Below are 19,066 nucleotides of genomic sequence, written 5' to 3' on the forward strand. Positions count from 1 at the left end.
ATGGGCCAAGGCGACTAACAGGAACCACGATGACACATCTAAAGAAGCGCGAACGCGCCAAAACCAATGCGTCGTTAATTTCGATGGTGCAACGCTTTTCGGATATCACCATCATGTTTGGCGGGCTATGGGTAATCTGCGAATTAAGCGGTTTGCCTTTCCTGTACATGCACCTGCTGGTGGCGTTGATCACGCTGGTGGTTTTTCAGATGCTCGGCGGGATAACGGATTTTTATCGCTCCTGGCGCGGCGTCAAAATATCCACTGAGCTGGTGCTGTTGCTGCAAAACTGGACGCTGAGCCTGATTTTTAGCGCAGGCTTAATTGCCTTTAATAATGATTTCGATAACCGTCTTGCGGTCTGGCTGGCATGGTATCTGCTGTCAAGCGTAGGGTTGGTGTTGAGTCGTTCGTTTATTCGCTACGGCGCGGGATGGCTGCGTAATCGCGGTTACAACACCCGCCGGGTCGCGGTGGCAGGCAACCTGCCCGCCGGACAAATGCTGCTGGACAGCTTTCGCCATGAACCGTGGCTGGGGTTTGAAGTGGCCGGTGTCTATCACGATCCTATCCCCGGCAAAAACTCCCGCGACTGGGCCGGGAACCTGCAACAGCTGGTGGATGACGCCAAAGCCTCACGCATTCATAACGTCTATATCGCTATGTCGATGAGCGATGGCGCCAGCGTAAAAAAACTGGTACGTGATCTGGCCGACACCACCTGCTCAGTGATCCTCATCCCAGATGTCTTTACCTTCAACATCCTGCATTCACGGATTGAAGAGATGAACGGTGTTCCGGTGGTGCCGCTGTATGACACGCCGCTCTCGGGAATTAACCGTCTGTTGAAGCGCGCGGAAGATATCGTGCTGGCCACGCTGATCCTGCTGCTGATTTCCCCGGTGCTGTGCGGCATTGCATTACTGGTGAAACTGACCTCAAAAGGACCGGTAATTTTCCGCCAGACCCGTTACGGCATGGATGGGAAGCCGATCAAAGTCTGGAAGTTTCGTTCAATGAAAGTGATGGAAAACGACGCGGTGGTGACGCAGGCGACGCAAAACGATCCGCGCGTGACGCCGGTGGGGAATTTTCTGCGCCGGACGTCACTGGATGAGTTACCGCAGTTTATTAACGTGCTGACGGGAGGGATGTCTATCGTCGGGCCGCGTCCGCACGCGGTGGCGCATAACGAACAGTACCGCCAACTAATCGAAGGATACATGTTACGCCATAAGGTGAAGCCGGGCATTACCGGTTGGGCGCAAATCAACGGCTGGCGGGGGGAAACCGATACGCTGGAAAAAATGGAAAAACGTGTGGAATTTGACCTCGAATATATTCGCGAGTGGAGCCTATGGTTCGATATCAAAATTGTTTTTCTGACGATATTTAAAGGCTTTGTGAACAAAGCGGCGTATTAACATGAGCTTACGAGAAAAAACACTGAATGGCGCGAAGTGGTCTGCGATTGCCACGGTGATCATTATAGGTCTGGGGCTTATCCAGATGACCGTCCTGGCGCGGATTATTGATAATCATCAGTTCGGGTTGTTAACCGTGGCGCTGGTGATCATTGCGCTGGCCGACACGTTGTCTGACTTTGGCATTGCCAATTCCATTATTCAGCGTAAAGAGATTGGCTACCTTGAGCTGACCACCCTGTACTGGCTCAATGTTGGACTCGGTATTGTGGTATGCGTGACGATGTTTCTGCTTAGCGAGACGATTGCCAGCGTACTCAATAATCCTGAACTGGCGCCGCTCATCAAAGCGTTATCACTGGCGTTTGTGGTAATACCGCACGGGCAGCAGTTTCGCGCGCTGATGCAAAAAGAACTGGCCTTTAACAAAATCGGCATGATTGAGACCAGTTCGGTGCTGGCCGGTTTTACCTTTACCGTGGTCAGTGCCCATTTCTGGCCGCTCGCGCTGACGGCCATTCTGGGGTATCTGGTGAACAGTACGCTACGTACGCTGCTGTTCGGCTATTTTGGTCGCCAGATTTACCGTCCAGGGCTGCATTTCTCGCTGGCTTCCGTTTCGTCAAACCTACGTTTCGGCGCATGGCTGACGGCGGATAGCATCATTAATTACATCAATACCAACCTTTCTACGCTGCTGTTAGCCAGAACGTTGGGGGCAGGCGTCGCGGGTGGATTCAATCTTGCCTGGAACGTGGCGGTTGTACCACCAATCAAACTGAATCCGATCATTACTCGCGTTCTGTTTCCGGCGTTTGCCAAAATTCAGGACGACAGCGAAAAACTGCGGGTGAATTTTTACAAGCTGCTGTCGGTGGTCGGGATCATCAATTTTCCGGCGCTGCTGGGATTAATGGTGGTATCAAACAATCTGGTGCCGCTGGTATTTGGCGAGAAGTGGAATGGTATTGTCCCCATCCTGCAACTGTTGTGCATTGTCGGGCTACTGCGCTCTGTCGGGAATCCGATCGGTTCGCTGTTGATGGCGAAGGCGCGGGTTGATATCAGCTTCAAATTCAATGTGTTCAAAACCTTTCTGTTTATTCCGGCCATTTTCATCGGTGGACATCTGGCGGGGGCGACAGGCGTGACGCTGGGCTTTTTGCTGGTGCAGGTGATTAACACCATCCTCAGCTATTTCGTGATGATCAAACCTGTCCTCGGCTCCAGCTACCGTCAGTACATGCTCAGTCTGTGGCTACCGTTGTATCTCTCCTTGCCAACCGTTGTTGTGAGCTATGTGCTGGGTTTTACCCTGCGCAACCAACTACCGTTAATCGCGGTGCTAGGGTTGCAAATCGCGGCGGGAGCGCTGGCGTTTGCGGTGATGATTGTGCTGTCGCGCCATCCGCTGGTGGTGGAAATAAAACGTCAGCTTTGTCGCAATGAAAAAATGAAAACCTTACTCCGTGCAGGATAAGAACAACGCTTTAAGAGGTCATAATGAAACTATTAATTTTGGGCAACCATACCTGCGGGAACCGAGGGGATAGCGCTATTCTGCGCGGTTTGCTGGATGCCATTAACGCGCAGCGTCCCGAGACTGAAGTCGATGTTATGAGCCGCTACCCGGTAAGCTCCTCATGGTTACTCAACCGTCCGGTGATGGGCGATCCGTTATATTCGCAGATGAAGCAACACAACAATGCTGCGGGCGTCATGGGACGGGTGAAGAAGGTCTTGCGCCGTCGCTATCAGCACCAGGTGTTGCTTTCGCGCGTTACTGACTCCGGCAATCTGCGCAACATCGCTATCGCCCAGGGATTTACCGATTTTGTCCGTTTACTGTCGCGCTACGACGCCATTATCCAGGTCGGCGGATCGTTTTTTGTCGATTTGTATGGTGTGCCGCAGTTCGAACATGCCCTGTGTTCATTTATGGCAAAAAAACCGCTGTACATGATTGGACACAGCGTGGGGCCATTCCAGGATGAGCAGTTTAATCAACTGGCTAACTACGTTTTTGGTCACTGTAATGCGCTGATTTTGCGCGAATCAGTCAGTCTGGAACTGATGAAACGCAGCGCAATAACCACGGAAAAAGTGGAAGCTGGCGTGGATACCGCCTGGCTGGTCGACAATCATCATCAGGATTTTGAGCCGGGCTACGCCGTACAGCACTGGTTGCACATGGCGGCAAAGCAGAAGACTGTGGCCATTACTTTGCGTGAGCTGGCGCCATTTGATAAGCGTCTGGGAACCACGCAACAGGCCTATGAACAAGCCTTTGCCGGGGTAGTGAACCGCATTCTCGCTGAAGGATACCAGGTGATAGCGCTGTCAACCTGTACCGGTATTGATAGTTACAACAAAGATGACCGTATGGTGGCGTTGAACCTGCGTCAGTATGTTAACGATCCGGCCCGTTATCACGTGGTCATGGATGAACTCAACGACCTTGAGATGGGTAAAATTCTCGGGGCATGCGACCTGACCGTGGGCACCCGCCTGCACTCTGCCATCATTTCGATGAATTTTATGACACCCGCCATCGCCATTAACTACGAGCACAAGTCGGCAGGGATCATGCAGCAACTGGGATTACCGGAAATGGCCGTCGATATTCGCCATCTTTTAGATGGCAGTCTGGAGGGCAGGGTCGGCGATATTCTCGGACAGCTTCCCGAACTGAACATACGGGTAGGGGATGCGGTTATGCGTGAACGCGAACGTGGGGTGCGCATGGTGGAGTCGGTATTAACGCGCATTGAGGGGGAAAAATGAAGATTGGTTTTTTCCTGCTTAAATTTCCACTCTCCTCAGAGACCTTTGTGTTAAATCAGATCACTGCGTTTATCGATATGGGCTATGAGGTGGAGATTGTCGCGATGCATAAGGGCGATCTTGAAAATACGCATGCCTCATTTAATGCCTACCAATTGGGCGATAAAACGCGCTGGCTGCTGAATGAACCGGACGGCAAACTGGCAAAGCTGAAATTCAGGGCGGCTGCTGCATTGCAGGGCATCACCCGTGCGGCCACCTGGAAAGCGCTGAATGCCTCTCGCTATGGCGACGAGGCGCGCAATTTGATTTTGGCGGCTATTTGCGGTGGAAATCCGCAGGCGTTTCAGGCGGATGTCTTTATTGCGCACTTTGGCCCGGCAGGTGTGACGGCTGCCAAACTGCGTGAGCTTGGGATGATCCGCGGGAAAATAGCCACGGTATTTCATGGAGTTGATATTTCACACCGGGACGTTTTGGCCCGCTATACCCCCGAATATAAGCAGTTGTTTCAGCGCGGTGACTTGATGCTGCCCATCAGCAATCTCTGGGCCGGACGGTTAAAAAACATGGGATGTCCGCCGCAGAAAATTGCCGTCTCGCGTATGGGAATCGATATGACGCGCTTTACCCCCCGCCAACTGAAATCGCCAGCCGCGCCGTTGGAGATTATCTCTGTCGCGCGCTTAACCGAGAAAAAAGGGCTGCACGTCGCCATCGAAGCCTGTCGGCAGTTGAAAGAGCAGGGCGTCTTATTTCGCTATCGCATTCTTGGCATTGGTCCCTGGGAGCGTCGTCTGCGGACGCTGATCGAACAATACCAACTCGATGATGTGATTGAGATGCCCGGCTTTAAACCCAGCCATCATGTGAAGGAGATGCTTGAGCAGGCAGATGTATTTCTGTTGCCTTCCATCACCGGCAGGGATGGCGATATGGAAGGGATCCCGGTAGCGCTGATGGAGGCGATGGCGGTGGGGATCCCGGTTATTTCGACGGTTCACAGCGGGATCCCTGAGCTGGTGGAATCGGGTAAATCTGGCTGGCTGGCGCCGGAAAACGATGCTCAGGCGCTGGCTGAACGGTTGGCGGCATTCAGCCAACTCGACAGTGAGCAGGTGCAACCGATTGTGCAATGCGCGCGAGAAAAAATTGAAACTGAATTTAATCAGTTAGCGATTAATAAACAGTTAGCCAGTCTGCTGCAAACGATGTAAATCGAGGTTGTATGTCAGAAAAAAAACTCTCACGTCGTACTTTTCTGACGGCAGGCTCTGCGCTTGTCGTGCTGCACTCTCCCGTTGGTCGGGCGCTTGAATCATCTGGCAGCGTCAATATTCAGGATTACAACCCAAAGGATTGGGTCGCATCCTTCAGGCAGGCATTCACGGAAGGGCAAACGGTAGTCGTACCACAAGGGCTGGAATGTAAGAATATTAATACCGCGATTGTTATTCCGCCAGGCAAAACGCTATCCGTTCAAGGCCGCATAAGCGGCAATGGGCGTGGGCGCTTTGTTCTGCAGGATGGATGCAAGGTGATGGGCGGGCAGGGCGGGAGCCTGAGGAATGTTACCCTCGATGTGCGGGGGTCGGACTGCGTAATAAAAGGGATTGCCATGAGTGGTTTTGCTCCGGTAACGCAAATCTATATTGGCGGCAAAAACTCAAGGCTGATGCGTAATCTGACGATCGAGGATATTACCGTTACGCGTGCTAACTATGGGATCCTGCGTCAGGGCTTTCATAACCGCATGGACGGCGTAAAGATCACGAACAGCCGTTTTAGCGATTTGCAGGGTGACGCTATCGAGTGGAATGTGGCGATAAATGACAGCAATATCCTCATTTCTGATCATGTTATCGAACGTATCAACTGTACTAACGGCAATGTGAATTGGGGTATCGGTATCGGGCTGGCGGGGAGTACTTATGACAATAGCTATCCCGAGGAACTGGCGGTAAAAAACTTTGTGGTGGCGAACATCACCGGTTCCGACTGCCGACAGTTAATCCATGTGGAGAACGGCAAACATTTTGTCATTCGTAATATTACCGCGCGAAATATCACTCCGGATTTCAGTAAGAAAGCGGGTATTGATAATGCAACGGTCGCGATTTATGGATGTGATAATTTCGTTATTGATAATATCAATATGGAGAATAGCGCAGGTATGCTCATTGGCTATGGCGTCATCAAAGGGCGATATTTATCCATTCCGCAAAATTTTAAGTTAAATAATATTCATCTGGATAACTCGAAACTGGAATACAAATTACGTGGCATCCAGATCTCCTCCGGTAATGCCACGTCTTTTGTGGCCATCACTAATCTAGAGATGAAGCGCGCCACGCTGGAGTTGCACAACCAACCGCAGCACCTTTTCTTACGCAACATCAAGGTCATGCAGCAATCCAAGACGGGACCCGCGCTCAAGATGCACTTCGATCTGCGCCAGGATGTACGCGGTAAATTTATGGCCAAACAGGACACCTTGCTATCGCTGGCGAATATCCATGCGGTAAACGAAACCGGGCAAAGTTCAGTTGACATTGACCGTGTAAACCATCAGGTGGTGAATGTAGAAGCGGTGAATTTTCGACTGCCGGGGCATGGGAGGTAACCCCACCATAATCTTACTGGATATCATTGGCTAAAAGATTATAATCACTCAATTACTGTTAAAGCTGGGGCTGGGCAGCGTTGACTACTCAGGGAAGATGCTCATCTTTATCATATGATTCTTGTATTTTGAACAGACAAAGTGATTTATGAACGATAAAGTTTTGCTCATCGGTGCCTCGGGATTCGTGGGGACCAGACTCCTGGAAACGGCTATTGGAGATTTTGATATCCACAATCTGGATAAACAGCAAAGTCACTTCTATCCGCAAATCACGCAAATTGGCGATGTTCGCGATCAACAAGCTCTGGATCAGGCGCTTTCAGGCTATGACACAATCGTTTTGTTAGCAGCTGAACACCGTGATGATGTCAGTCCTACGTCACTCTACTATGATGTGAACGTTCAAGGGACGCGCAATGTATTGGCTGCTATGGAGAAAAATGATGTTAAGAACATCATTTTTACCAGTTCAGTTGCCGTTTATGGTCTGAACAAAACCAATCCTGACGAAAATCATCCGCACGACCCTTTCAACCACTACGGTAAAAGCAAGTGGCAAGCGGAAGAGGTTCTCCGTGAATGGCATGCGAAAGCGCCGGGCGATCGTTCGCTGACTATTATTCGTCCAACCGTTATCTTTGGTGAGCGCAACCGTGGCAATGTTTATAACCTGCTCAAGCAGATTGCAGGTGGTAAGTTTATGATGGTTGGGGCTGGTACGAATTATAAATCAATGGCTTATGTGGGTAATATTGTTGAGTTTATTAAGTATAAACTGAAGAATGTGACAGCTGGTTACGAGGTTTATAACTATGTTGATAAGCCCGATCTCAATATGAATCAACTGGTTACCGAAGTTGAACAGAGCTTAAGTAAAAAAATCCCCTCAGCACACTTACCTTACGCTTTAGGCATGTTAGGTGGCTATTGCTTTGATATTTTGGGTAAAGTGACCGGCAAAAAATATGCTGTCAGCTCTGTGCGCGTGAAGAAGTTCTGTGCCACCACACAGTTTGATGCAACGAAAGTCCACTCATCAGGTTTTGTGGCGCCGTACACATTGTCTCAGGGACTGGATCGCACTTTAAAATACGAATTTTTGCACGATAAGAAAGATGACATTACGTTTGTCTCTGAGTGATTATTGTTGCAATTAACATCCGGGACGTAGTTAGCAACGATTTTTCGGAAACGGTATAATAAATGGTAATTTCAGCACGTTTCCGAAGAATCTGAGTTCACCTCTGTGCTGGTGAAGTGTAGTGTTTGCATTCGGTTTACCTTAACCAGCCTATTTGGCGTTAAGGATGGAGCCAGCGATACTGGCTAACATACGGCTAAAGTCTATACTTTATCAGCCGTTAAGAGGTAGGAGATAGAATGACTAACTTGAAAGCAGTTATCCCGGTAGCGGGCCTGGGGATGCACATGTTGCCGGCTACTAAGGCAATCCCAAAAGAGATGCTGCCGATCGTAGACAAGCCGATGATTCAATACATTGTCGACGAGATTGTAGCTGCTGGCATTAAAGAAATCGTCCTGGTGACTCATGCGTCTAAGAACGCAGTTGAGAACCACTTCGACACCTCTTATGAACTCGAATCGTTGCTTGAGCAGCGTGTTAAGCGCCAGTTGCTGGCTGAAGTGCAGTCCATCTGTCCTCCTGGCGTAACTATTATGAACGTTCGTCAGGCTCAATTGCTAGGGCTGGGTCATTCAATTCTCTGTGCTCGCCCAATTGTTGGGGACAACCCGTTTGTTGTGGTGCTCCCTGATGTCGTTCTTGATACCGCGAGTGCGGATCCTCTGCGCTACAACCTGGCTGCCATGGTTGCTCGTTTTAATGAAACGGGGCGCAGTCAGGTTCTGGCTAAGCGTATGGAAGGCGATCTGTCCGAGTATTCGGTTATTCAGACCAAAGAGCCTTTGGACAACGAAGGTAAAATCAGCCGTATCGTTGAATTCATTGAGAAACCCGATCAGCCACAAACACTGGATTCCGATCTGATGGCCGTAGGGCGCTATATACTGTCTGCTGACATTTGGGCAGAATTAGAGCACACACAACCTGGTGCCTGGGGCCGTATCCAGTTAACGGATGCTATTGCAGAACTGGCGAAAAAACAGTCTGTTGATGCGATGTTGATGACAGGCGACAGCTACGACTGCGGTAAAAAAATGGGCTATATGCAGGCGTTCGTGAAGTATGGTCTGCGGAACTTGAAGGAAGGGGCGAAGTTTCGAGAGTCAATAATGGAAAGTCTTAATAATAATAAGGCCTAAAACATAAACTTAATAAATTGATGCCAGTAGGCAGTAAGGTTGCGTAACTAAAAATGCCATCTTTGACTGCCTTTAGTTTGTTAAGCTACATTAGTTCTTATTTGTAAAAAATGGAACTAAAATGTTGGTTATATATTAGATAAAAACGTTATTATAGGATGATTGAAGAAATAGTATTTATGTGCATTGGTAGCAACAAAGCCAAGGCGGTAGCCTGCCTGGCGGATACATAAACACACCAGCAAGCCAGATTATGAACAATTCAATAAAGAAAAATATATTATATTTATTATTAGTTCAAGGAAGTTCTTATATACTTCCTCTTATCACATTTCCTTATCTAGTAAGAGTTCTTGGAGTTGAACATTTTGGTATACTTGGATTTAGCCAAGCAACAATACAGTATCTTGTTTTATTGACTGATTATGGTTTTAACTGGACAGGAACACAAAAAATAGCTAAACATGCTAATAATAAAAATAAACTTTCCATTATATTCTGGAGCATAATAAATGCAAAAATAATATTATTATTTATTTCGTGTATTCTTTTCATTTTAATGATCTTTTGTATACCCAAATATAGAGAAATCTGGTTAATTCTATTATGTTTTTTCCCTATGCTGCTAGGAAATGTGATATATCCTGTGTGGCTATATCAGGGATTGGAGAGAATGAAGTGGATAAGTTTTTGCACAATCTTTTCAAGATTCCTGATAATACCGTTGACTTTTTTATTTGTAAATAGTCCAACAGATATTTGGCTGGCCGCACTTTTACAAAGTGGGGTTAATTTTTTGGCCGGATTAATTTCATGTATTATTCTTATTAATAATAAATGGATAGAAGGCTACAATTTTAGTTGGTCAGAAATAAAGCTTAGGTATACAGAAGGTATACATGTATTTCTTTCAACTTCATCTATAAGTCTTTATACAGTAAGCATAACTGTTATACTAGGTTTCATAAGTGGTCCTGTTGCCGTTGGATATTTTAATGCAGCAAATATAGTACGTAATGCAGCTCAAGGTTTGCTAGGACCAATTTTTCAGGCAATTTTCCCTAGAGTAAATAATCTTTTCGATGAGCATTATGAAAAAGCATTAGATCTTATAAAAACAAGTGTTAAATATGTTGGCGGATTATCCCTTATCGGGTCATGTGTTTTATTCTTTTTTTCGAAATACATAATATTGACAGTGGCAGGGGAGAATTATATCAACTCAGTAGAGATATTAAAATGGCTAGCCTTTGTCCCATTCTTTATTTCGTTGAGTAATATTTTTGGTGTACAAACAATGTTATCGCACTCATACAAAAAAGAATTTAGCATGATTTTATTCTTTGGGGCATTATTAAATCTTATGATAATATTTCCATTAGTTTATGAGTACAGTGCAGTTGGGGCTGGAATCGCAATATTTATTACAGAACTTTTTGTTGTAACTACTATGTTTTTATTTCTTAAGCGAAAGAAAATTAATATATTTTAAGGGGGGGGGATGTACGATTATATCATCGTTGGTACTGGATTGTTTGGTTCTGTTTGTGCTAGAGAATTGTCTAAGAAAGGCAAAAAAATACTAATGCTTGAAAAAAGAGACCATATTGGTGGAAATATTTATACTGAAAATGTACATGATATTCATGTTCATAAATATGGTGCTCATATTTTTCATACAAACGATAAAGAAGTATGGGATTATGTTAATGAAATTTCAGAATTTAACAGATTCACAAATTCACCTTTAGCAGTGTACAGAGATAAAATTTATAATTTACCATTTAATATGAATACATTTTATCAGCTATGGGGAGAGGCTGATCCAAATAAAGTAAAACAAATCATTGCAGAGCAGAGAAAAATACTAAATGGTAAAGAACCAGAAAATTTAGAAGAAAAAGCTATTTCATTAGTTGGTAAAGATATTTATGAAATTTTGATTAAGGGTTACACTGAAAAACAATGGGGGAGAAGTGCGAGAGAGTTACCGCCATTTATAATTCAAAGATTACCCGTTAGGTTCACATTTGATAATAACTACTTTAATGATAAATATCAGGGGATTCCAACTGAAGGTTATACCTGCTTAATTGAAAAAATGATTGGAGATACTGAAGTTAGATTAAATACAGATTATTTAAAAGATAAAGTTTATTATAACTCGTTAGCCAGTAAGGTAATATATACGGGGCCAATTGATGCTTTTTATGAATATCGTTTTGGAACATTAGAGTATAGAAGTTTGAGATTTGAGAGTGAAATATTAAATGTTGATAACTTTCAGGGTAATGCTGTGATAAATTTTACAGAAAAGGATGTTCCATATACAAGAATAATTGAGCATAAACACTTTTCCTTTGAAAATAAATCATCTAAGACTCTCATAACTAGAGAATATCCTACGGATTGGTCTCTTGGAAAAGAAGAATATTATCCGATTAATGATGACATAAATATGAGTTTATTCAAAAAATATCAGCAACTAGCTAAAAAAGAAGAAAGAATAATTTTTGGGGGGAGATTAGCTGAATATAAATATTATGATATGCATATGGTTATTAGATCTGCATTGAATAAAATAAAAAATATAGAGGTATAAACGTGAGGAAAATATTATTCTATTGCCAAGATTTCTATCCTCTTAATAATGGTTATGCAAACGCATATTTGAATCTGATTTATTCATTGTTACAATATTCAGATGATATTAACATCACGGTACTCACTCCGACATTACTTAAGAATGAAAAGGAAATCAATTCCGAACGTTTAGAAGTGCGAAGATTAGATATAAATCATAGCTTAAAATTTTTTGGGAAGTTTTTATCAGAATACCGAAGGGCGAAAACAATAAATGAATTAATGAAAGATGATGGATATGAGTTGTTATTTATCGAAACATTCGATCAGCCATTTTTAATTTCTTTCTTAGACAAAGAGATTATGAGTAGAACTGTCGTCCGTGTACATTCAACATCTGAGACTGAATATACATTTTTTGTACCAAGTTTAATTTATAAGATAAAGAAATATTTAATTAAAAATATAGTATCGAAAAAAATAAAATGGATTTCATCAACAAACAGTTTTCATATTGATTTTGTAAAAAAATATTACTTTTCTGATAATGTAATTAAAATTGGAGAGGTTAACTTTAATATCATTCCTAATACTATATTTCCAGATCCAAAGTTTGAAAATATAATAGACAATGGTAATAAACTTAAAGCAATTATGCTAGGAAGGATGGAACGTGAGGGCTATATTCAAAAGGGATTTGAGGATTTATTTATTGCTTTAAATTTAATTGATCCAAAACTAAGAGATAATCTTGATTTATGTGTAATTGGGAATGGTGAATATAAAGAAAGGTTAATAAAACTAGCTGATAATATTGAGTGTATAACATTTATAGATAGTATCAACCATAAGGCTTTGATCGAGACACTACAATCAGTTGATTTAGTCATTCTTCCTAGTCGCTTTGAAGGGTTATCTATGTTTGCCCTAGAAGGCTTAGCCACCGGCAACGTTTGCCTATTTACGAAGACCGGGGGCTTAGTAGACTTGATTGATGGGAATGGTTATTTTACTGAAGTGCAGGATGTTTACAGTTTGGCGGATGGACTTACTAGAATTTTATCAGCAGATCAGTCATCGATTGATGTAATGAAAAATAGATCACAACTGATTTATAACACAAAGTTCTCAAATGCAAAAGTTGCTGATGCTTTCTTGAAGATGCTAAGAACAGTTTCAATTGTGAATCGTAAAAATGAAGAGAATATGAAATGACTATGATCTCTGTAATAATGCCGGTTTATAATGCAGAGAAATATCTATCTGAATCAATAGAATCAGTACTGAATCAAACATTTTCAGATTTTGAATTTATCATTGTTAATGATGGGTCTACCGATAGCACTAAAGATATATTAGAAAAATATAGCAGACAAGATTCTAGAATTTCAATTATTGAACAACAAAATATGGGAATTGTGGCGAGTTTGAATAATGCAATATGCAGAGCCAAGGGACAATACATAGCAAGAATGGATTCCGATGATATTTCTCATCGGAATAGATTACAACTGCAGTTTCAATATATTGATGAAAATAAACTGGATGTTATTGGCTCGCATTATTATGAGATCGATGAGAATGGTGAGCTTCTTGGGTTAAGATTGGTACCAATACTAACGGATATGATTGATATCTGTCTGTGCACTTCGGTACCTTTCGCTCATCCATCAGTCATGATTAGGAGAAAGTTTCTTGAAGATCATCACATCCAATATGGTAAAGATGGTTACCATTTTGCCGAGGATTTAGCTCTATGGATGAAGATGCATGAATTAGGTGCTAAATTTGGAAACTTAAATGAGATTGTTTTTAGCTACAGAGTGCTCAATAACTCTCTATCTCGAACAAAAAGGAGAAATATTTTTTCTGACAGCATATCCCTATATCATCAATATTGTTTAAAAAATAGAACGCATATTGAGCATATTCTCGAAAAGAGATTAACTAACCTGCAGAGTAAGAATAATAAATGGCTATGCGCCGCATTAGTAAAATATTCTGTCCGGTTTGGTAAGCTAAGATATCTTCGAGAGATAAAAAAATATCCTAAAAAACTAGTAGTTGAATGTTTGTTTAGTGAACTAAACAGAACTTTCAAAATTTAGTTTTAAGGAATAGTGAATATGACAACTTCGCACAATATTAAAAAACAAACCAGATTTGGTTTGTTTTTCAATACTATTTTAATACTGTATTTTATATTTAACGTTAATTATTTCTTTTTACCTTATCAAATCCCATCATCTTATTTGGTTTTATTGTTTTGGTTCATGCTATTTGTTGTAAACACATTAAAAACAAAACTTATCTATCTTCCGAAAATATCTATATTACTTTCTCTATTTTTATTCTTTGTGGTTTCAGTTATTAGTTATATCAATAATTTTGGAGAGAGTGATATTTATATTATCAGAACTATTTGTATGTATGCACTAATAACTATAGTCTCTAAATATATTTATATTATTACATTTAGTTGCAATAGGCTAAATGTACTTAAATCCATCGGTTATGCTGGTTTTTTGAATAGTTTATTTATAATATCTATGCTACTGTATAAACCATTTCAGAATTGGTATTTAAATTTAATAAGTGAAAAATCCTTTGATTTAATTGGTGGTGGTGAAGCTCTTAATGGACTAATGTCCTTGCGTATGATTGGTATTACAGGGTTTTCTGCTTATTCGACAGGCTTTGTTCAGGTGCTATGTTTTTTAAGCTATTTACTCTATATCTATTACAGAGAACGTAAGTTTCAGATGACATTAAAGGATTATATAATTATCTTACTTATTGCTTTATCCGCATTGATTTCAGCTCGATCCTCAATTGTGGGCATATTTATCGTGGCTATTATTTTATTAAAAATAACAAATATATTATCATTCTCTAAAACAATGATAAACATGATTATTGCCATTGCAATTTGTTTGTCCGCTATCATTATTTTTATCCCCGCTGATTTTAAAGATTTTTTTATAAATTGGATTACTGAAGTTTTCAAGTCTGGAACAAAAACAGGTTCGATCCAGACAAATATAAACATGTATATATACTCTTGGTCCGATTTTAGTTTTATTGGGGATTCTAAATGGTATGGTGACAATAATGATTATTATATGAACACTGATGTTGGCTGGTATCGATTATTATTTGCTGTAGGCTACGTAGGGATGATTTCTTGGCTGTTTGTCTTAATATCAGTGATAGGTGTCAGGAATGTTTTTACATTGAAAATTAATAATGATAATTTTATATTAATAGCCGTAGGGTTTTACGCTATCTTGATGATGTTCAAGGGGGCTATTTTGTTTGATAGCTTTCAATCAATATTTATCATTCTTATGTTGAATTATTCAATAATTAACAAAATGAAGGTTAAACATGAAGCATAAAATATTGTTAATATATTCCTACTTTATTAGGTTGTTGCTAGTGTGGCTACCTGATATGCCTTCTATTATGCGATTTAGGGGGTTTCTGTATTCTTTGGGTATGGGAGGGTGCGGTAAAAATCTTCAAGTATCTTCAACTGCTGTGCTACGCGGGGTTGAAAAAATTATTTGTGGCTGTGATATATATATTGGGCCAAACGCTTATATTATGTCCCGTGAAAAAATTATTATACAAAATGAAGTTTTGATTGCTATGAATGTGGTTGTTGTAGATGCTAACCATGGAAAACTTAATGGTAGCTATCGATACTCAAGGGGACATCAGGAAAGAATCATTTTAGGAAAAGGTTCTTGGATCGCGGCAAATAGCGTGGTTACGGCAGGTGCAGTGATACCTGCAGGTAAAGTAGTACCTCCTTGTACAGTGGTGAGAAAACAATGAGCGTCGGCATTTATTCAAATTGGAAAATTAAATTATTTAGAAATGGTTTTTTTATAAATAGAATTCATGCTAAATATCTTCATGAATTTGTCAATGCCTATGGCAGTGTAACTTTATTAACTAATACTATTGATGATAACGTAACAAATGAATACGTTTATTTTGAAAATAAAAACGTTAATCTAATTACATTGCCAAGATTTTCTAAATATCATCAATCTTATCGGCATTTTTTTCTTATAAAAGATGGTATAAAAAAACTTTCGCACCTATCTGAACAGATTTATGTCAGAACACCGGAACCATTCTCATGGCTTTTCTTGATATATGCAAAAAATAAATTGGTCAACTATCATTTTACTTCAAACCCCTTAGACGTAATACGGAAAAGTAATAATAGCACCATAAAAAAAATAATACGTTTAATGTTTTTTTTCCCTGAGTATTATCTTATATGTATATCGGCTTTTTTTAACTCGGCCAGTTGTAATGGACCGTCAGTATTGAAAAATATTCCTTTTTTTTTGAAGGGGAAAATTAAAGTATTAATTGAAAGTACAATCAGTCTAGATGAAATAAACAATAAAGAATACAAAGCATCACATATCAATGAAGCACTGAAGTTGATTTGTGTTTCAAGATTACAGCCTGCTAAGGGGCTGGAAGAGTTGATAGATTCTTTAATCGATTATAAGGTTTACAATCCCTCTAGACAATTTCATTTAACTATTGTCGGCGATGGCCCTTTATATCATAAATTGCATGATAGAGTTTTTTCCTCAGTTTGCAAGAATTGCATATCTCTTATTGGTTCTGTTGAGAATGGCGAACCTTTAAATATGTTATATCGAGATAATGATATATTAATTAATCCTTCTCTGTCAGAAACAGGACCTCGAGTAGTTATTGAAGGTATGTCTGAAGGGTTAGTTTGTATTTCTACTGACGTTGGTTATGTTCGCTATTTATTAAAAGAAAGTCCAGAGCTTTTGTCATATATCATAGAGGAAGATTTTTCTGCGGAACTACATAGAATGCTTAATTCTTTTTATGACAAACCGTTGCAGTATATGGCCCTTTCAAAAAAATCATTCGATATTTCAAAGAAATATAGCTTAACCCAATTCGTCAATGAGGTTTTTTCGAAAAAATGAATAGTCTAGTATCTATTGTAATGCCGTCTTTCAATTCAGAGAAATATATACTAAATTCAATTAACTCTGTTATTGGTCAAACTTATAAAAACTGGGAGTTAATTGTTGTTGATGATTGTTCAACAGATGGAACTTTCCCTTTATTACAGGCGCTGGCAGAAAAGAATCCAAAAATAAAAGTTTTCCAAAATAAAGTAAATAGCGGTGCTGGGATTTCTAGAAACAAAGCAATTGAATATGCTAGCGGACGATTCATTGCATTTTTAGATAGTGATGATTTATGGCATCCCTCAAAACTTGAAAGACAAATCTCTTTCATGAATATCAATGGTTACAGTTTTACCTATACAGCTTATGTCAAAATTAATAATCAAGGTGAAGAGACTAAAAAAATTATACCACCAAATGAAATTTGTTATAATGAATTATTAAAATCTAACGTTATAGGATGCCTTACTGCAATATATGATGTTGAAAAGCTTGGGAAAATGTATATGCCTAATTTAAGAAAGAGGCAGGATATGGCTCTTTGGCTGAAAATATTAGAGGTTGAACAAAAAGCTTTTTGCTTAAATGAAATATTAGCTTATTATCGAGAGGGAAATGAGAGTCTTTCATCAAATAAATTTAAAATGCTTTTTCTTCAGCTAAAATTTTATCGAAACTATCTTAAACTTAATTGGTGTCAAGTCTTATATTATTTTACATTCTATGTCATTAGAGCATTACGAAAGCATCATTAATAATATATTTTTAGTTTTTGGCAATCAAGCACGCTTTATGTGCGCCATATTTTAAGATATTATACCTATATACTTATATTAAACACCTGACAGGAGTATATAATGTCCAAGCAACAGATCGGCGTCGTCGGTATGGCAGTGATGGGGCGCAACCTGGCGCTCAACATCGAAAGCCGTGGTTATACCGTCTCCATCTTCAACCGTTCCCGTGAAAAAACCGAAGAAGTTGTAGCCGAGAATCCAGGTAAGAAGCTGGTTCCGCACTACACGGTGAAGGAGTTCGTCGAGTCTCTTGAAACCCCACGTCGCATCCTGTTAATGGTGAAAGCAGGTGCTGGCACTGATGCTGCCATCGATTCCCTGAAGCCGTACCTTGATAAAGGCGACATCATCATTGATGGCGGCAACACCTTCTTCCAGGACACCATTCGTCGTAATCGCGAACTGTCTGCAGAAGGCTTTAACTTCATCGGTACCGGTGTTTCCGGCGGTGAAGAGGGGGCGCTGAAAGGCCCGTCTATCATGCCTGGTGGCCAGAAGGAAGCCTATGAACTGGTTGCTCCGATCCTGACCAAAATCGCTGCTGTGGCGGAAGACGGTGAACCGTGCGTGACCTATATCGGCGCTGACGGTGCGGGCCATTACGTGAAGATGGTCCACAACGGTATCGAATACGGCGACATGCAGCTGATTGCTGAAGCCTATTCTCTGCTGAAAGGCGGTCTGAACCTGTCCAATGAAGAGCTGGCCACCACTTTCACCGAGTGGAACGAAGGCGAGCTGAGCAGCTACCTGATCGACATCACCAAAGACATCTTCACCAAAAAAGACGAAGACGGTAAATACCTGGTTGACGTGATTTTGGATGAAGCAGCGAACAAAGGCACCGGTAAATGGACCAGCCAGAGCTCTCTGGATCTGGGCGAACCGCTGTCACTGATCACCGAGTCCGTATTCGCGCGCTACATCTCTTCTCTGAAAGACCAGCGCGTTGCAGCATCTAAAGTGCTGTCCGGCCCGCAGGCTAAACTGGCTGGCGATAAAGCGGAGTTCGTTGAAAAAGTCCGTCGTGCGCTGTATCTGGGCAAAATTGTCTCCTACGCGCAGGGCTTCTCTCAACTGCGTGCTGCGTCTGATGAGTACAACTGGGATCTGAACTACGGTGAAATCGCGAAGATTTTCCGCGCGGGCTGCATTATCCGTGCCCAGTTCCTGCAGAAAATCACTGACGCGTACGCTGAAAACAAAGGCATCGCCAACCTGCTGCTGGCACCGTATTTCAAAAACATCGCCGACGAGTACCAGCAGGCGTTGCGTGATGTCGTGGCCTACGCGGTGCAGAACGGTATTCCGGTACCGACATTCTCCGCTGCTGTAGCCTACTACGACAGCTACCGTTCTGCGGTACTGCCGGCGAACCTGATTCAGGCTCAGCGTGATTACTTCGGTGCGCACACCTATAAACGTACTGATAAAGAAGGCGTGTTCCATACCGAATGGCTGGATTAATCTGATTTAGTCAAACTGTGAATCCAGGCCCGGAGCGCTCCTCCGGGCTTTTTTATTGTAGTAAACGCTATGTTACAAGGGGAAGATGCACAGGACTAAGAAGAATAGCGATATAATGTT

Annotated in this window: 16 protein-coding genes; all 16 read left to right on the forward strand. The window is 41.7% G+C overall.

From position 1 onward, the window contains the following. Window positions 1-29: 29 nt before the first annotated feature. The 16 genes from wcaJ (at window position 30) to gndA (ending at window position 18,946) form a co-directional block, all read left to right on the forward strand. Entirely contained in the window at window positions 30-1,424 is a 1,395-nt protein-coding gene (wcaJ, locus tag FDX04_RS16180; protein WP_137360839.1) for an undecaprenyl-phosphate glucose phosphotransferase, read from the forward strand. A gap of 1 nt (window position 1,425) precedes the next feature. After that, the gene (locus FDX04_RS16185) at window positions 1,426-2,904 is read left to right on the forward strand and encodes an MOP flippase family protein (protein WP_137371223.1); all 1,479 of its coding nucleotides are present in this window, start codon (window positions 1,426-1,428) and stop codon (window positions 2,902-2,904) included. A gap of 23 nt (window positions 2,905-2,927) precedes the next feature. Next, a complete protein-coding gene (gene wcaK / locus FDX04_RS16190) occupies window positions 2,928-4,208 on the forward strand; it encodes a colanic acid biosynthesis pyruvyl transferase WcaK (RefSeq protein ID WP_137371224.1) in 1,281 nt (426 codons plus the stop codon). Beyond that, complete coding sequence (gene wcaL, locus FDX04_RS16195; protein WP_137371225.1) at window positions 4,205-5,425, forward strand: colanic acid biosynthesis glycosyltransferase WcaL; 1,221 nt, start codon at window positions 4,205-4,207, stop codon at window positions 5,423-5,425. The genes wcaK and wcaL overlap by 4 nt, the downstream gene beginning before the upstream one ends. A gap of 11 nt (window positions 5,426-5,436) precedes the next feature. Continuing rightward, window positions 5,437-6,831: a colanic acid biosynthesis protein WcaM gene (gene wcaM, locus FDX04_RS16200; RefSeq protein ID WP_137371226.1), complete on the forward strand. Its 1,395-nt coding sequence runs from the start codon at window positions 5,437-5,439 to the stop codon at window positions 6,829-6,831. A 148-nt stretch (window positions 6,832-6,979) separates the two neighbouring features. Further along, window positions 6,980-7,975: an NAD-dependent epimerase/dehydratase family protein gene (locus tag FDX04_RS16205; RefSeq protein WP_137371227.1), complete on the forward strand. Its 996-nt coding sequence runs from the start codon at window positions 6,980-6,982 to the stop codon at window positions 7,973-7,975. A gap of 239 nt (window positions 7,976-8,214) precedes the next feature. Then, window positions 8,215-9,117, forward strand: coding sequence for a GalU regulator GalF (gene galF / locus FDX04_RS16210; RefSeq protein ID WP_137371228.1), 903 nt, complete (start codon window positions 8,215-8,217; stop codon window positions 9,115-9,117). A gap of 253 nt (window positions 9,118-9,370) precedes the next feature. After that, window positions 9,371-10,609, forward strand: a complete 1,239-nt coding sequence (locus tag FDX04_RS16215) for a flippase (RefSeq protein WP_137371229.1) — start codon at window positions 9,371-9,373, stop codon at window positions 10,607-10,609. Window positions 10,610-10,618: 9 nt separating this feature from the next. Then, window positions 10,619-11,719, forward strand: a complete 1,101-nt coding sequence (gene glf, locus FDX04_RS16220; RefSeq protein ID WP_137371230.1) for a UDP-galactopyranose mutase — start codon at window positions 10,619-10,621, stop codon at window positions 11,717-11,719. 2 nt (window positions 11,720-11,721) lie between these two features. Then, a complete protein-coding gene (locus FDX04_RS16225) occupies window positions 11,722-12,915 on the forward strand; it encodes a glycosyltransferase family 4 protein (RefSeq protein ID WP_137371231.1) in 1,194 nt (397 codons plus the stop codon). Further along, window positions 12,912-13,808 carry a glycosyltransferase family 2 protein gene (locus FDX04_RS16230; RefSeq protein WP_137371232.1) on the forward strand — a complete coding sequence of 299 codons (897 nt, stop codon included), beginning with the start codon at window positions 12,912-12,914 and terminating at the stop codon, window positions 13,806-13,808. Before FDX04_RS16225 ends, FDX04_RS16230 begins: the two co-directional genes overlap by 4 nt. A gap of 18 nt (window positions 13,809-13,826) precedes the next feature. Continuing rightward, window positions 13,827-15,098 carry a hypothetical protein gene (locus tag FDX04_RS16235; RefSeq protein ID WP_137371233.1) on the forward strand — a complete coding sequence of 424 codons (1,272 nt, stop codon included), beginning with the start codon at window positions 13,827-13,829 and terminating at the stop codon, window positions 15,096-15,098. Then, window positions 15,088-15,540 carry an acyltransferase gene (locus FDX04_RS16240; RefSeq protein ID WP_137371234.1) on the forward strand — a complete coding sequence of 151 codons (453 nt, stop codon included), beginning with the start codon at window positions 15,088-15,090 and terminating at the stop codon, window positions 15,538-15,540. Before FDX04_RS16235 ends, FDX04_RS16240 begins: the two co-directional genes overlap by 11 nt. Beyond that, window positions 15,537-16,694 (forward strand): glycosyltransferase family 4 protein, encoded by a 1,158-nt coding sequence (locus FDX04_RS16245; protein WP_137371235.1) that lies wholly within the window; start codon window positions 15,537-15,539, stop codon window positions 16,692-16,694. Before FDX04_RS16240 ends, FDX04_RS16245 begins: the two co-directional genes overlap by 4 nt. Continuing rightward, complete coding sequence (locus FDX04_RS16250) at window positions 16,691-17,437, forward strand: glycosyltransferase family 2 protein (protein WP_137371236.1); 747 nt, start codon at window positions 16,691-16,693, stop codon at window positions 17,435-17,437. The genes FDX04_RS16245 and FDX04_RS16250 overlap by 4 nt, the downstream gene beginning before the upstream one ends. Window positions 17,438-17,539: 102 nt before the next feature. Next, a complete protein-coding gene (gndA, locus tag FDX04_RS16255; protein ID WP_137371237.1) occupies window positions 17,540-18,946 on the forward strand; it encodes an NADP-dependent phosphogluconate dehydrogenase in 1,407 nt (468 codons plus the stop codon). Window positions 18,947-19,066: the final 120 nt, after the last annotated feature.

It is taken from the genome of Citrobacter sp. wls615, assembly GCF_005281355.1.
Lineage (GTDB): Bacteria > Pseudomonadota > Gammaproteobacteria > Enterobacterales > Enterobacteriaceae > Citrobacter > Citrobacter werkmanii.